This is a genomic window from Hymenobacter seoulensis, assembly GCF_054780535.1.
Map to the genome: position 1 here is coordinate 1213589 of NZ_BAAGWD010000001.1, position 14441 is coordinate 1228029.

At 59.6% G+C, this 14441-nt stretch carries 12 protein-coding genes; 7 read left to right on the forward strand and 5 right to left on the reverse strand.

From position 1 onward, the window contains the following. Positions 1 to 107 precede the first annotated feature (107 nt). Complete coding sequence (locus ACYVHC_RS05205) at positions 108 to 2180, forward strand: VWA domain-containing protein (RefSeq protein ID WP_460612603.1); 2073 nt, start codon at positions 108 to 110, stop codon at positions 2178 to 2180. An 18-nt stretch (positions 2181 to 2198) separates the two neighbouring features. Here the strand turns inward: ACYVHC_RS05205 and ACYVHC_RS05210 are convergent, their stop codons facing one another. The 3 genes from ACYVHC_RS05210 to ACYVHC_RS05220 form a co-directional block, all read right to left on the reverse strand. Beyond that, on the reverse strand, positions 2199 to 2831 hold the full coding sequence (locus ACYVHC_RS05210) for a M15 family metallopeptidase (protein ID WP_460612604.1): 633 nt from the start codon (positions 2829 to 2831) through the stop codon (positions 2199 to 2201). A gap of 260 nt (positions 2832 to 3091) precedes the next feature. Beyond that, complete coding sequence (locus tag ACYVHC_RS05215; RefSeq protein ID WP_460612605.1) at positions 3092 to 3295, reverse strand: hypothetical protein; 204 nt, start codon at positions 3293 to 3295, stop codon at positions 3092 to 3094. A 27-nt stretch (positions 3296 to 3322) separates the two neighbouring features. After that, positions 3323 to 3628 (reverse strand): hypothetical protein, encoded by a 306-nt coding sequence (locus ACYVHC_RS05220; protein ID WP_460612606.1) that lies wholly within the window; start codon positions 3626 to 3628, stop codon positions 3323 to 3325. Between the two features lie 156 nt (positions 3629 to 3784). On the opposite strand from ACYVHC_RS05220, the gene ACYVHC_RS05225 reads away from it, so the two are divergent. The 4 genes from ACYVHC_RS05225 to ACYVHC_RS05240 all read left to right on the forward strand — a co-directional run bounded on the left by ACYVHC_RS05225 (position 3785) and on the right by ACYVHC_RS05240 (position 7905). After that, positions 3785 to 4618, forward strand: coding sequence for a hypothetical protein (locus ACYVHC_RS05225; RefSeq protein ID WP_460612607.1), 834 nt, complete (start codon positions 3785 to 3787; stop codon positions 4616 to 4618). A gap of 100 nt (positions 4619 to 4718) precedes the next feature. Continuing rightward, the gene (locus tag ACYVHC_RS05230) at positions 4719 to 5606 is read left to right on the forward strand and encodes a rhomboid family intramembrane serine protease (RefSeq protein WP_460612608.1); all 888 of its coding nucleotides are present in this window, start codon (positions 4719 to 4721) and stop codon (positions 5604 to 5606) included. Between the two features lie 60 nt (positions 5607 to 5666). After that, positions 5667 to 6827 (forward strand): esterase/lipase family protein, encoded by a 1161-nt coding sequence (locus ACYVHC_RS05235; protein ID WP_460612609.1) that lies wholly within the window; start codon positions 5667 to 5669, stop codon positions 6825 to 6827. 52 nt (positions 6828 to 6879) lie between these two features. Next, positions 6880 to 7905 carry a 2Fe-2S iron-sulfur cluster-binding protein gene (locus tag ACYVHC_RS05240; protein ID WP_460612610.1) on the forward strand — a complete coding sequence of 342 codons (1026 nt, stop codon included), beginning with the start codon at positions 6880 to 6882 and terminating at the stop codon, positions 7903 to 7905. A 101-nt stretch (positions 7906 to 8006) separates the two neighbouring features. Here the strand turns inward: ACYVHC_RS05240 and ACYVHC_RS05245 are convergent, their stop codons facing one another. Then, entirely contained in the window at positions 8007 to 10439 is a 2433-nt protein-coding gene (locus tag ACYVHC_RS05245; RefSeq protein ID WP_460612611.1) for a glycoside hydrolase family 31 protein, read from the reverse strand. A gap of 212 nt (positions 10440 to 10651) precedes the next feature. Between ACYVHC_RS05245 and ACYVHC_RS05250 the strand changes: the two genes are divergently transcribed. Both ACYVHC_RS05250 and ACYVHC_RS05255 read left to right on the forward strand, forming a co-directional pair. Further along, the gene (locus ACYVHC_RS05250) at positions 10652 to 11764 is read left to right on the forward strand and encodes a glycosyltransferase family 4 protein (protein WP_460612612.1); all 1113 of its coding nucleotides are present in this window, start codon (positions 10652 to 10654) and stop codon (positions 11762 to 11764) included. A gap of 26 nt (positions 11765 to 11790) precedes the next feature. Then, positions 11791 to 12273: a YdeI/OmpD-associated family protein gene (locus tag ACYVHC_RS05255; RefSeq protein ID WP_460612613.1), complete on the forward strand. Its 483-nt coding sequence runs from the start codon at positions 11791 to 11793 to the stop codon at positions 12271 to 12273. 87 nt (positions 12274 to 12360) lie between these two features. On the opposite strand, the gene ACYVHC_RS05260 is transcribed toward ACYVHC_RS05255, so the two are convergent. Next, on the reverse strand, positions 12361 to 14415 hold the full coding sequence (locus ACYVHC_RS05260; RefSeq protein WP_460612614.1) for a 1,4-alpha-glucan-branching protein: 2055 nt from the start codon (positions 14413 to 14415) through the stop codon (positions 12361 to 12363). Positions 14416 to 14441: the final 26 nt, after the last annotated feature.

Consider the following 14441-nt stretch of genomic DNA (forward strand, 5'->3'; position numbering starts at 1 on the left):
CGCTTCCTCCCTCACAACTTCCTACCTTCGCTGCCTAGCCTTCCCTGTCTGCGCAACCTAGTACTGCGAAACCGGGTTCTTGGTGCAGTTGCTATACCGTTCTGCCTTTGTTACTATCTGCTTCTCCCTGGTTTATCTTGTTGTGCCTGCTAGTAGGGGTGGGCTATGCGGCTCTGCTTTATTCGGCTAAGTCGCCGTGGAGCCGAACCGTGAACTTCGCGCTAGCCTTTGTGCGCTTTGCGGTAGTGAGCTTCCTGTGCTTTTTGCTGCTCTCGCCCTTCCTGAAATCAACTTCCACTACCACCGAGGCGCCTACCGTAGTACTGGCCATTGATGATTCGCAGTCAGTGGGATTGTTTACGCCGAAACCCGTGCTGGGGCAAGCCACGCAAGGACTAACGCAGCTAGCCGAAACACTGCGCGGCCAAGGCTTTACGGTAGAAACTCGCACGCTCTCGGCCACTAGCCGGGCCCCACGGCCAGACTCGCTACGGTTTCAGGCCCCCGCCTCTGACCTCGATGGGCTGCTCACCGGCATCGGCGAAGGATATGAAGGGCGCAACTTAGCGGGCGTAGTGCTGCTCTCCGATGGCCTCGTAAACCAGGGTCGCGCCCCACAGTACACCGACTATCGTTTCCCGATTTATGCCATTGGCGTTGGCGACACAGTACCCAAGAAAGATGTAAGCTTGCCCGCGCTGACCTACAACCGCGTGGCTTTCAGCGGCAACCAGTTCCCAATTGAGGCCGAATTAGGCTACGATGGCTACGCCGGCACTACGGCTACCGTGGTGCTGCGCGAAAACGGACGGGTGCTGCAGAGCAAGCGCGTGAACCTGCCGGCCGGCCAACGGCGCGTGAAAACTACGTTTCTGGTTACAGCACCGGCGCCCGGCAAGCGGCGCTATGAAGTAGTAGTAAGCCAGCTTCCCGGCGAGTTCACGTTGCTCAACAACCAGAAGTTTGCTTACCTCGACATTGTGAAAGGCAAGCTGCGCGTGCTGCTGGCCGGGGCGGCCCCGCACCCCGATTTGAAAGCGTTGCGCGCCGCCATTCTGCAGAACGACAACTTCGACCTTACTACCTACCTACCTGGCATCAGCCCCCTCAAAAGCCAAGACTTTGATGTAGCCATTCTGCACCAGTTGCCTGCCCAAAGTGGGGTAGGCGCCGAGGTGCTGGCTCAGGTGAAAGCCCGCCGCGTGCCGGCGCTTTACGTGCTGGGCGCCCAAACCAACTTCCCGGCGTTCAATGCCCTAGGCACGGGCCTGACGATAACGCCCCGGGGCTCCCAAACCGATGACGTAACGCCTATTCCGAACGGGACTTTCACGCGGTTTTCGTTTGAAGAAGATGCCCTGCGCCGTTTTGCTGCTTACCCGCCCGCGCCCGTACCTTTCGGGGATGTACGCCTGGGAGGTGGCGCCGAAGCAGCCCTGTGGCAGCAGGTAGGCCGCCTGAAAACCCAGAAGCCGCTGCTGGTATTTGGGGGCACACCGGCGCAGCGCCAGGCCACCTTGCTCACCGATGGCAGCTGGCAGTGGCGCTTGCAAGAAGCCGTAGAGCACGATGACCGCCCGGAAGCGTACGACCGCCTGATTCTGCGTACCCTGCAGCTGCTCACCCAAAACGCCAATAAAAAGCGCCTCGATGTGTATCCGACGCAGGATGCTTTCAGCTCCCAGGACGACGTAACGTTTGGGGCCGAAACCTACAACGCCATCTTCGAGCGCATATTCGGCCAGCAAATCACGCTCACGCTCACTGATGAGCAGCAGAAGACGCGCACGTTCTCGTTCACGAACACCGACGACAGTGCCCCGCTGCACCTGGGGCCCTTGCCGGCGGGCGTGTACCGCTATGTGGCCCGCGCTACCCTAGGGGGCCAGTTGCAGCAAGACCGGGGCGAAGTATTGGTACAGGATCAGCAGCTAGAAGCTATTCAGTCGCGCGCCGACCATAACCTGCTCTACCAAGTAGCTAGCCGCAGCGGGCAGCGCCTGTACTACCCTTCGCAGTTTGCCCAACTCACCCAAGACATCCGGAAGGCCAATTACAAGCCCGTCATTTACGAGCAGGAAGACCTGAAAGACCTAATTAACCTGAAGTGGCTGTTTTTCCTGCTATTGGGGCTCTTGACCGTGGAATGGGCTACCCGCAAGTATTCGGGCGGCGTGTAGGTGTGGCGTGGCGGTTGCCTAGCGTTCCAGCGCCTCGAAGGGCAAATCAATCAGGTCGAACTCCGACCAGCACTTGTGGTCGAAGCGCCACCACTTGCCGGGGTAGTTGACAAAGCCCTGCTGTTTCATGGCCGCCATCAGCAGGCACCGATTCAGCAGTATATGGGCCGGTAAGTTGCTGAATCGCGAATGCGCCGCTGGCGTTGCAGCCTCATACTCAGTAGGAAGCGGAACACATCGACCCGTACTATACTCAACCAGACTCACATCAACGGAGCACCCGCGGTTGGGCCGAAAGCTTTGCCAACCCGATATTTCCTCGGCGCCTTTTCTGCGCAACTGCTCGTAAAATCTGGTGGCCAGGCTATAGGGGCGGTAGGCATCGTACACACACAATCCCAAGCCCCGCTTTTGCAGCACCTGCTGCACCCGGCTTAGTGCCTCTGCCACCGGGCGGCGCAGATAGGCGCAGGCTCGTTGATATAATGGTTTACCTAGCAGGTTGCGCTGGGTGGCATACCGCACATCCAGCACCACATCCGGAATGGCTATGGTCAGGTCAACCAGCTCCTGCTTTGCATCCTGTGCCACTTGCTGCTGATACAACTCCAGTGACGTGATAGGTGTAAATTCAAATGAGTTGGCAGACATAAGAAAACGGGCCGGGGCCGTAACTGAACAGTATTCTAACTTACGCTTGCTTGGAAATGTTCTATTGTATACGAATATGTCAACCGTAGGGCGCGGTAGTTTTGGCTTAGAGGACGGCGGCTGGCAGCAAAAAAGGGTAAAATCACCTGCCCTTCAGACAGCTAGCCCCACCATGCGGCTGCCCTACAGCGCCCCCGAACCTAGGCCCGGGCGGCGCTGCAGGGCAGCGCACTACTTACCGTAATAGAACGCAGCAGGGCTTATTCTTCTTCTGACTGCTCGCGCTCAGTTTCCTGGTCGGCGCTTTGCTTCTGGTTGCCACCTTCCAGGCCGTTGGTTTGGTCACTGTCGCCGTACCCGCCGCGGATGCCTTCGCCGGTATCGTTGGACAGCTCGTGCTGGGTAGTGGCGGGTTGGGTAGGAGTTGGAGTTGTGGGTTGAGACGGATTATGGGGAGTTGCCATAGTTGCTGGGGGGTAGGAAGTGAAATGTTAGAGGTTTACCTGGCCGGTTTCGCCGCCCGATACGCCGGTGCCGCTGCTGGTGGTGTTGCCACCCACGTCGCCATCTTGGGCATTGCCGGGGGCATCGTAGTTGGGCGCTCCGGAGCGCACGCGGGCACCACTGATGGCCTGCCCACCTTCCGTGCCGCCGCTGCCGGAGTTATCGTCGGCGTTGAGGCCGGTATCGTGGCTGCCGGGTGCCTGACGGCCTTCGGGCTGGCGCTGCTCGGGTTGCGAGTCGGTGGAGTTCAGCAGGTTGCGACCATCGGTGGGTTCTTCGCGAGGAGTATCCATAGTCTGATTTCTTGAGGTGAACAATGCGGACAGGGTAGGCCCGGCTTAGGCTATACGTGGGCCTAGTAGCTGAGGTGGTAGAAATGGGCTGGAAGTCCGGCAGTTTTTCACCAATTTGGTGAGATTTTCTGCCTCTATTCCTTTGTTATTGCTGGTATGTCAGCCCCTTCTACCCCCGATTCCTTTCTGCAGAAATCCGATGAGGAGCTGCTGTATTTGGTACAACACCCGGCGCTGTATCATCCGGCCCTATTAGCCGAGGCCAGCCGTGAGCTGCGTCGCCGCGGAACCTCCCTTCCGGCCCTTACTCCGGACCCTATTGCTGTAACAACTTCCATTTATGATGCGCCGGAACGCTCGGTGGCTGCCCGCTGGTGGCCCGCAGGTGTATTGGGCGTCGCGGTAATTGGGTTAAGCTGGTGGGGCTTACAGGCGGCTTCTACTCCCGAAGCTACAGCCCCTAAGCCGGTCTCTACGGCTCCCATTGTGCTGGAAGCGGTTCAAACCAAAAGCCTACCTAGCTTCGAGGCGGAAACCGCCGCGCAGGTAGCGGCCACGCGCCGCCAACTCTCGGCCGCTGACCGGGCCGATACCACCGCTACTGGCCGCTACGCCCGCATGGCCCGGCGCTATTGGCTGGCCGAAAATGCGGCGGCCTACCTTACCGCACAGGCCAAGAGTGACTCGGTAGGAGACGTTTTTCCGGGACAGGTGGATATTGCGCTGGAGAAAATCAGCTGGTTTATGCAAGCCAAAGCCTACAACCAGAGCCTAACGCCCAACATGGAAGAGAACCTCACGTTGATGCAGCAAGGTCTGGTCCTGCGCAAAACCATGCTGAATAATTTCAAGTATCGGTTTGAGAACAAGACCATTATGATGGACCGCGACATGAACCAAGCTAATTTTGAGGCCACTGACATTGGCAACGAGCTGCGCGGGATGCCCCGGCAGCGCGTCCCGATACAGGGCCGCCTTTCCGATATCTAGGCTACCACATCAGCAACCTTGTCAGGTTGGTGGGGCTGGCAGGGTTTATGAACCACCACAAGCGCTGGCGGGCCACGGTGCCTGCCAGCGCTTGTTGCGTATGTCTGCCCCTGATCCTGCCAACTTATTCGCCCAGAAAACCGATGCCGAGCTGCTGTATCTGGCGCAGCATGCCCCGCAATATCCGGCCGCAGTTGGGCAAGCCGCAGTGCAGGAGCTGCAGCGGCGCGGCCTGATACCCGACAATTTGCCCACCTCCACCACCCGCCGGCCAGCAGTTGCGGCCACTCCGGACCCTAGCGCGGGCTCGGTGAGTTGGGCGGCTATTCGCGGCATCTTCGGCCCCCGTTCGGGGTACTTCGTCACGCCCCTTCTGCTGTGGCTGAACCTGCTGTTGTACAGCCTGCTGGTATTGAGCGGGGCCGATGCCCTAGACCCCGCGGGCGCCGACCTAATTCGGTGGGGCTCCAACTACTCGCCGCTTACGCTGCCCTACCAGCCTTGGCGGCTGCTTACCAGCTGCTTTCTGCATGGCGGTGTGGGCCACTTGCTGCTGAACATGTCGTCGTTGGTGTTCCTGGGGCTGCTAACGGAACGCCTGACGGGCTCGGGCCGGCTGCTGCTGGTGTACCTGTTAAGTGGCGTGGGCGGCAGCCTGCTTAGTTTGCTCTGGCACCCGGCGGGCATCAACTCAGTGGGTGCTTCGGGAGCTATTTTTGGGCTGTACGGGTTGCTGCTTACAACCCTGATTCGGCGGCCAATTGCCTTTACCCGGGCAGAGCGGTATACGGTGCTGCTGTTTGTGCTCTATCTGATGGCCGGCAGTCTGGCCGGCGGCCTGGAAAATCATACCACTGACAACGCAGCCCACGTAGGCGGATTGCTGACGGGTGGAGTACTAGGGGCCTTGCTTCCGCGAAAGGCCGCAGCGCCTGCTCCAGAAGGTGGAACGGCGCCTACCGGCACTTCGCGTGAAACGACTACCTAGTAAAACTTTACCTTTCCCTGGCTGTATTCGCTATTCCTTTGGCAGCTACCCACTTGTACCGTGACTGAACCCGAACTACCTCTTGAGTCTGCTGCCTCCGCTGGCAAGCCAACGCGCTGGAAGCGCGTAGCCACTGCGGTGGGGCGGGCGGCCCGGGCTCCGTTTGATGGGGCCGGCGTGCTCTACCGGGTCAGTCAGGAGAATCTGCACTTTACGCTGCCGGTGCTCAATGGCGCGTTCGGCGACCAGCTAGCGGCTCGCAACGACCGACGCACTATCCGGATGAGTTTCCGCCGCCACTTAACCGACGTGGCGGTGCCGGACCTCCGACTCACGCCTGGCCCCGATGGCAAGCCGTGCAAAGTAGTAGTGTTCCTGCACGGGCTGATGGGCGACGAAATCATCTGGCAAACCGGCGCTGGCTCTGATGACCTCCGGTTTGGCCCACTACTCCAGCGCGAGCTGGGCGTTAGCTGTTTGTATGTGCGCTACAACTCGGGCCTGCACATTTCTGAGAACGGCCGCCTCCTGCATCAGCTCCTGACGGAATTGGTGCACACTTTCCCGCAGGCGGTTGGCGAACTGGTGCTGGTAGGCCATAGCATGGGCGGGCTCATTATCCGGAGCGCCGGTTACTATGCCTCGCAGAAGCTCAAACCCAACCCCGCAGAAAGTGTGGTAGAACCTCTACCTAATGAGAATCCCCAACCACTAGGGCAGCCCGCGCCGTGGCTGCCACTACTGCGCGACGTGTTTTTATTGGGCGTACCGAACGATGGCTCGTTTCTGGAACAGAACAGCCACCTCACGGCCCTAATTCTGCGCAAAATCAACATCTGGCCCACACGCGCAATCAGTGGGCTGATTGATAAGCGCAGCAACGGCATTAAGGATTTACGCCATGCCCGCTTGGTAGATGAGGATTGGCAGCATGCGCGTGCCGACGACTTGTTTCCGCCCCGCACGGTGGTTCCGCCGCTGGCGGGCGTGCGGTACCATGTGCTCGTGGGCTCCCTGCTGAAATCGGCCAGTTCGGCCCTTCACGACTACTTCGGCGACGGTTTGGTGGGAGCTGGCAGTGCCCGGGGCCGCGTGTTCCAGGACCCAGCCGCTCCGCCCGACTTGCACGTGACCACGCACATCTACTCTCAGCTGCACCACGGCACCTTGCTCAGCAGCCCGGAGGTATACCAGTATCTACTCGACCAGTTGCGCGGGTAACCTGTAGTTGGGCCCGGCGTAGTATGCTCACGTCCCCTACCCTGCCCTCCTAGTGACCCAACTTCTTACTATTCGCCGCATTGTGGAGGAAGTACCGGAAGTCAAGACGTTCTGGCTGGATCCGGCAGAGCCCCTTCCCTACCGGGCCGGGCAATACCTCACGTTGCTGCAGCCCCGCCACCCCGAGCTGCGCCGCTCGTACTCCATGTCCTCGACGCCGGGGTTGGATGAGGGCCTGGCCGTTACGGTAAAGCGCGTGGCCAACGGGTTCTTTTCGCGGTGGCTGATTGATGAAGCCCGCCCCGGCGACCAGCTCCTGAGTGCCGGCGCCGGCGGCCTATTTACGTTGCCCAATGCCACTAACTTGCCCTTTGAGCAGGTTTTGCTGTTTGCTGCAGGTAGCGGCATCACGCCCATTTACTCACTGCTGAAAGAGCTGCTGTATTTTCATCCGCAGGTGCACGTGCTGCTGGTGTATAGCAACCGTACGCCGGCCCTTACCATTTTTGGAGCGGAGCTGCGCCAGCTGGCAGTGAAATTTGCCGGCCGGTTTCAGTTAGAGCTGCTGTACAGCGACCACCACAACCTGGCCCGGGCCCGCCTCTACAAAGAGCTGCTCGTGCAGCTAGTGCGCCACCACGCCACCACCTCACCCAGCCAGATGCTGGCCTATGTGTGCGGTCCCGGCGAGTATATGCGCATGTGTGGCTATGGCCTGCATACCGTCGGGCTACCACACGAGCGGATTCGGCGCGAGAATTTTGTGCTACCCCCACCCGTAAAACCCTCTTTGCCACCTGATACGGCTAGCCACCTGGTTACTATTGAAGCCAATGGCCACACGCATACTATTCCGGTTCACTACCCTACTACCATCCTACGGGCCGCTAGGGCGCACGGTATCACGTTGCCCTACAGCTGCGAGGCCGGTATGTGCGGTAACTGCCTGGCGCGTTGCACAGAAGGCCGCGTCTGGCTTTCCTACAACGAAGTACTCACCGACCGAGACCTCGCTGAAGGCCTAACCCTGACCTGCGTAGGGCACCCACTAGGCGGCAACGTGCGGTTACAGCTTTAGCTGGAGCTAGTAAGTTGAGCGCAGCACCCATTAAGACAATAAAAAAGGCTTCCAGCACTGTGCTGGAAGCCTTTTTACTAGGTAGTACTCTCTATCAAACCTTAGCCGATAACCAGCTCCGTAAAGTCAGCACCTACCACCACGCCAGGAAGCGTGAGGCCGGTTTCAGTGGTTACGTCGGTGCCATCTGCTGCTACGCTATCTACGCTGAAAGCGGGGCTAGTGAAGGGTAGACCGTGCAGCACCACGCGGTAAGCAGTCCAGGTGGGCTGGAAGCTGCCTTCAATTTCCTGCCGGAGTACTAAGCCGGTTTCAGTGCCGGTTACCGTGAAACGACGGGTAGTGCTCTGGCCGTTCTGGTAGCCGTAACCTTCGCCACCATCTTCATACAGCACGCTGGCCTCAGTGCCGTTTTTGTGGTACACGTGCAGGGTTACTTCTTCCACGGTTTTTTCGCCTACGTACTGCATCACCGGGAACATAGGCACCACGGCGCCCGCCTTTATGAACAGCGGAATACGCGTCAGGTCGGCGGCGGCCCATACTTCGGCGCCCCCGGCTTTGGCTTCATCGGTCCAGTAGTAGAACCAGTCGCCGCGGGGCAGGTACATCCAGCGGCCATCGGCGCCGGCCTGCGTGATGGGGCACACCAGTAGGTGGTCGCCGAGGCTGAACTCGGCCATGCGCAGGTAGGTATCGGTGTCGGCTTGGTCGAGGAAGGCCAGTGGGCGCAGCATAGGCGTACCCTGCTCCGTGTACTGCCAAAACGTGGTGTACATGTAGGGCAGTAGGCGGTAGCGCAGCTCAATAAAGCCACGGGCCAGCTCCATGTAGTTTTCGCCAAATGACCAGGGCTCTTGGTCGCCATGGTCTCCGGAACTATGGGTGCGGAAGAACGGGTGGAAGGCGCCCAGCGCTACCCAGCGCACATACAGCTCACCGTCGGGCGTATCAATAAAGCCCCCGATATCGGAGCCGATAAAGCTGAAGCCCGAAATGCTCAGGCGCTGGCACTGGATGTTGGCCAGCCACAAATGCTCCCAGGAGGCAATGTTGTCGCCGGTCCAGCCGGAAGAGTAGCGCTGCCCGCCCGCGTAGGTGCTGCGCGTGATGGTGAACGGCCGGTTAGGGTAGCTGAACTGCTTCACGCCGGCTGCTGTGGCGCGGGCCATCTGCATGCCGTAAATGTTGTGGGCCTTGCGGTGCGAGCCATGATGCCCCTCGTAGTGGAAGCGCACATCATCGGGGAACGTGCCTTTCTCGAACACGGCCGGCTCGTTCATGTCGTTCCAGACGCCTTTCACGCCGGTTTCCGCAATAAGGCCTTTGAACAGGCCCGCCCACCACTCGCGCACCTCAGGGCGGGTGTAGTCGGGGAAGTTGCAGAGGCCGGGCCATACCGAGCCTTTCATCAGCGGGCCATCGGCGCGGCGGCAGAAATAGTCGTTTTTCAACCCTTCCTGGTACACGCTGTAGTCGGGGTCAATCTTGATGCCGGGGTCGATGATGACGATGGTTTTAAAGCCATCTTCGGCCAACTCCTGCACCATGCGCTTGGGCTCCGGAAAATGGGTAGGGCTCCAGGTAAAGCACCGGTAGCCATCCATGTAGTCAATATCCAGATACAGCGCGTCGCAAGGAATCTTCCGGTCGCGGAAGCCCTGGGCAATGGCTTTCACGTTGCTTTCGGGGTAGTAGCTCCATTTGCACTGGTGGTAGCCTAGGGCCCATAGCGGCGGCAGCTCCGGCGGGCACGTGAGGCGGGTGTACTCCTGGGTTACTTCCATCAGGCTGGGGCCATAGATGAAGTAGTAGTTCATCTCGCCGCCCTGCGCCCAGAAGCTGGCTACATCGGCCCGCTCGGCCGCAAAGTCAAAGGAAGCCTTAAACGTGTTATCGAAGAAGATGCCGTGGGCCAGCTTTTGGTGCAGGGCCAGGTAAAACGGAATGTTCTTATAGAGCGGATCGGAGCCTTTCTGGTAGCCGTAGGTATCGGTGCCCCAGTTGGTGAACTGCTTGCCGCGCAGGTTCATGTTGTCGGGCTTGTCCCCGAGGCCATAGTAGTGGGCGCCGCTCTGCACTAGCTTGCTCATCTTCACGATGTCGTTGCCGGTTTCATACTCGTACTCCCAATGAAAGCCTTTTTCGTCTTCGCTTAGCACGAGGCCGGAGCGGTTGAGCACCCTAGTCCGTAGGTTCTCCTTATCCACCACGCAAATGAGGCGGTCGGTGGTGATGCGGTAGTGGTCGGGCTTTTCGCGGAACTCCAGAAACTCCAGCTCCTGTCGGGCGGGCACACCCTCGGGGAAGGCGTAGCTGAAATCGGGCGGAAAATTGGCCTCTGTGGTGTAGCGGAAGCGCAGCACCTTATCGGAAATAACCTGTAAGCTGAGCTGCACGCCATTGTCGCAGCGGAAAATAAAATCAGTGCCTTGCCGCTCACCCGCTATAACCCGGCCCGGATAGAACTCCTGCCGAGATTGGGCGGCCAAGTCATTGACCATGTAATTGTTCTCCTGAAAAGTATCAGCCATGCGGGGTAGAGGTCGGAAATGAAAAGAGGCAGCCACACACCAGATGAACCGGAGCTGCCTCAGGCAATTGACAAAGGTAAAAATGATTCTGGGTACTGTGGAGCCCGTTAGCTAGGTGTTTTAGAGGAAAGGCCATTTAAGGGCGCTTCGGGAGGCTTTTTTCTCTACCTTGCCATACCTCATTGGTGCCAGCCGCTCATCTATCTGCCTTTATGCCATCTGCTCCCTCGTCTGTATTATTACTTGGTTGGAATGAGACCCCACGTACCGGCGCCCTGGCCGTGCCGGCTTTGCGCCCCCTGATTCAGGCCCTGGCTCCGCTCACGCAGCTCTCGGTTATGCTGCCGCGCACACCTAGTACGCCGTTTGCGGTGCCGGCATCTACGCGCATTACAGCCCTGGCCAGCCTCACGCTGGAGGAAGTAACCGCGCAGCGCCCCCACCCCGAGCAGCGCCCCGGCGCCTGGCAGCAGCCCACGGCGCCCTACGTTGGCAGCACCGAAACCCCTACCCTTGCCGCCGTGCCCGCCGAGGCCTGGACGGCACCGGCCGCGCCGTACCTGGGTGCCACCCCGGCTACTGCAAACAGCACTGCGTACCTAACTCAGCCGGCTACCGCTTTGTTAGCCCCTGCTGCGGCCTCAACCGTACCAACAGCTGATTTTGATGACGCAGAAATTAGCGCTCCAACGCAGGAGCTGGCAACGGAAGCATCATCATTAGTTTCTGGGTTGCTGGAAATGACAGAGCATGAGTTGCTGCTGAACCAGGATGTACACGCCAGCACCTCCTCCGAGCCGGATGCTGCCGAAGCCTCAGCCCTCAGCCAGCCCCAAGATAACCTGAGCGCTGACGCCGAGGCGCAGCCGGTGGTGCCAGCCCAGCGCGCTACGCTGCCCGAGGCCCTGGCGGCACTAGGGGCTGAGTTGCCGTCAACCGCCGACCTCAACTTTCAGGTAATACAGTACGCCCGCTTTGCCACGCGCCGCGCCTTGCTCGAGGATTTTGCCGTCATTTACGCCTCCGATTGGCCCACGTGGCTGGCGGCACTGGAACTTCGGCAGCAAACGGGCCGCCCGCTGGTGCTGCACGTACACACCCTAGCCCAGGAACGCGCTACGGCCGCCGACCGAAGCTGGGCCCTGGAGCTGGAACGCCTCACATTACGCCGCGCCGACCTAGTGCTGGCCGCTACAGAAGAGGTTGCCGAGCTGCTGCGCACGCGCTACTTTTTCACGGCCAGCCGCTTACGGGTAGTTTCCGCTACTGACACTGACACTTTAAACGCCACGCTACGTGAGCTGGGAGACAGAACCGGCCGCTAGCCCGCCCTTCTTTTTTTACTTGCCCCATGAGTTCCGACACCCCTATCCGCCACGAGTTTGATGCCCCCATGGAAATGGATGGCGCCGACAGCGGCGTTTTTCTGGTAGTTCCCTTCAGCGTACCCGAGTTGTATGCTATTCAGGGCCAGTTGCCCGTTCGCGGCACTATTGATGGCTTTCCGATTCGGCTGAACCTAGTGCCCATGGGCGACGGAAACCACATGATTAACGTGCGCAAAGAAGTACGCAACGCCATCAACAAAACATGGACCGACACAGTGCACGTGATACTAGAGCGCGACACAGACTCCAGCGGCATTGATATTCCTGAGGATCTGCAATACGCCCTAGACCGGGCCGGCCTCCAGACCGGCTTCGACGCCCTGCCTTATACGCAACGCAAGCAGCTGGCCCAGCGCGTAGCCCGCACCAAAAAGCCCGATGCCCGCTCCCAGCGCATTGAAGAAGCGCTGGAGCAAGCCACCTCAGGCCGTAAAACCAGACACTAATTCTTTGCCTAATCAAGCAAAAAGCGCAACGCCCGGCCACTACAAGTGGCCGGGCGTTGCGCTTTTTGCTAGGGTTCCGATGGGGGCCTAAACCCGCGCCAGCACTAGGGCTGTGCGGCTCGTGACGTAGAGGCTGAGCTTGTTTACGCCATCTTCCTCAAACGTATCGTAGGTCATGCCGGCATCAATGCGGTTGAAGCCGCCAAATTCCGTGTCGTCGGTGTTGAGCAGGATGCGGTAGCGGCCGGGTTGCGGCACATAGAAGCGGTAGTCGGGCACGCTGCGGTCAACGTGGAAGCTGAACACAAAAATCAGGTTGCTGCGCTCAAAAATGAGGACCTGGTTATTGGTGTCGATGTTGAGCTCGTGGGCCGGGCCGCCGGTTAGCACGCGCGCCGTTTTTGCTACCTTCAGCATGGCCCGGTCAAAGTTCAGCAGAAACTGATACTTCAGGTCGGGGTTGTCGGCGAGGCTCCACTGCCGGCGCGCGAAATGGTGGCTCCATTCGTTGCCCTGGCGCGGAAAATCAACCCATTCGGGGTGACCAAACTCGTTGCCGATAAAGTTGAGGTACGCCTCGCCGCCTAAGCTAAGTGTAGCCAGCCGAATGAGTTTGTGCAAAGCAATGCCGCGGGCCGTTACGGGGTCGGGGTCGTCTTTGAGCATATGCTCGTAGATGGCCTTATCCAGCAGCCAATGGGCCAGGGTTTTGTCGCCCACTAGGGCTTGGTCGTGGCTTTCGGCGTAGGCCACGGTTTTCTCGCCTTGGCGGCGGTTCGTGAGCGTGTACCACAGGTCGTGCAGGTTCCAGTCTTCGTCGCGGGTGTGCTTCAGGAGCTTAATCCAGTAGTCCGGAATGCCCATGGCCAGCCGGTAGTCAAAGCCAATGCCGCCTTCACTAATAGGCCGGCACAGGCCGGGCATGCCGCTCATGTCTTCGGCAATGAGCAGGGCGCTGCGCTTGCACTCGCGCACCAGGCTAGCGGCCAGCTGCAGGTACAGAATAGCATCCTCATCGGCCTCGGGGCCAAAATACTGGTCGTAGGAGCCAAACGCTACTCCCTCGCCATGGTGGTGGTAGAGCATGCTGGTGATGCCATCAAACCGGAATCCATCGAAGTGAAACTCCTCGAGCCAATACCGGATGTTGCTGAGCAGAAACTGTTGCACTTCGGGCTTGCCGTAGTCAAACAGCTTGGAGTCCCAGCCCGGGTGGTTGCCGCGCGGGCCTTCGTGGAAGTACTGGCCGCCCGAGCCATCGAAATCCGCCAAGCCCTCGGCCTCATTTTTTACGGCGTGCGAATGCACCACATCGAGCAGTACCGCAATGCCACGGCGGTGGGCCTCGTTGATGAGATGCTTCAGTTCCTCGGGCGTGCCAAACCGCGACGATACGGCAAAGAAATTGGCCACGTGGTAGCCGAAGGAGCCATAATACGGGTGCTCCATCACGGCCATCAGCTGCAGGCAGTTGTAACCGCCGGCCTGAATGCGCGGCAGAATTTGCTCGGCAAACTCCAGGTAAGAGCCTACCTTGCCTTCTTCCAGGGCCATGCCCACATGCGCTTCATATATCAGCGGCTCGCGCACAAAATTCGGCACCCGAAATTTCTGATCAGTCCATACGAACTGGGTTTCTGGCTTCCAGACCTGGCCGGCAAAATCTTTGGTTTCAGGGTTCTGCACGGCCCGGCGCAACGTGGCGGGCAGGCGGTCTTTGCCGCCTTTGCTGGTTACCACGTGCACTTTATAGAGTGAGTGGTGGGTGAGCCGGTTTTGGTACTCTTTGTCGGAGAGGAACACTTCCCACACGCCATCCTGGCCCTTTCTCAGCGGGGTGGCCTGCCGGTCCCAGCCGTTAAAGTCGCCTACCAGGAACAGCGCTTCCGCCGCCGGGGCCCACTCCCGAAACCAAAAACCACGGCGCCGGGCGTCGTAGTTGAGGCCGAGGCGCTGGTGGGCTAACGCGAATTTTGTGAGGGAGCCGTACTGGGCCACTATTTCGGCCAGCCGCTCTTTTAAGCGCTCTTGCCGACGGAGCAACACTGGCTCATACGGTGCTAGCCAGGGATCTTGCTGCACCAAGAGCAGTTCGGCCGTGGTTTCGGGGGTAGCAGTGGAGGTAGGCTGTTCTGAGTTCATAGCACAAGTCTCAAGTCGGGTCCGGC

Coding starts and splice junctions, on each gene's coding strand:
- ACYVHC_RS05210 (WP_460612604.1), bottom strand. CDS start 2,831: ATGTCTGCCAACTCATTTGAATTTACACCTATCACGTCACTGGAGTTG.
- ACYVHC_RS05230 (WP_460612608.1), top strand. CDS start 4,719: ATGTCTGCCCCTGATCCTGCCAACTTATTCGCCCAGAAAACCGATGCC.
- ACYVHC_RS05215 (WP_460612605.1), bottom strand. CDS start 3,295: ATGGCAACTCCCCATAATCCGTCTCAACCCACAACTCCAACTCCTACC.
- ACYVHC_RS05255 (WP_460612613.1), top strand. CDS start 11,791: ATGAGTTCCGACACCCCTATCCGCCACGAGTTTGATGCCCCCATGGAA.
- ACYVHC_RS05260 (WP_460612614.1), bottom strand. CDS start 14,415: ATGAACTCAGAACAGCCTACCTCCACTGCTACCCCCGAAACCACGGCC.
- ACYVHC_RS05225 (WP_460612607.1), top strand. CDS start 3,785: ATGTCAGCCCCTTCTACCCCCGATTCCTTTCTGCAGAAATCCGATGAG.
- ACYVHC_RS05220 (WP_460612606.1), bottom strand. CDS start 3,628: ATGGATACTCCTCGCGAAGAACCCACCGATGGTCGCAACCTGCTGAAC.
- ACYVHC_RS05250 (WP_460612612.1), top strand. CDS start 10,652: ATGCCATCTGCTCCCTCGTCTGTATTATTACTTGGTTGGAATGAGACC.
- ACYVHC_RS05245 (WP_460612611.1), bottom strand. CDS start 10,439: ATGGCTGATACTTTTCAGGAGAACAATTACATGGTCAATGACTTGGCC.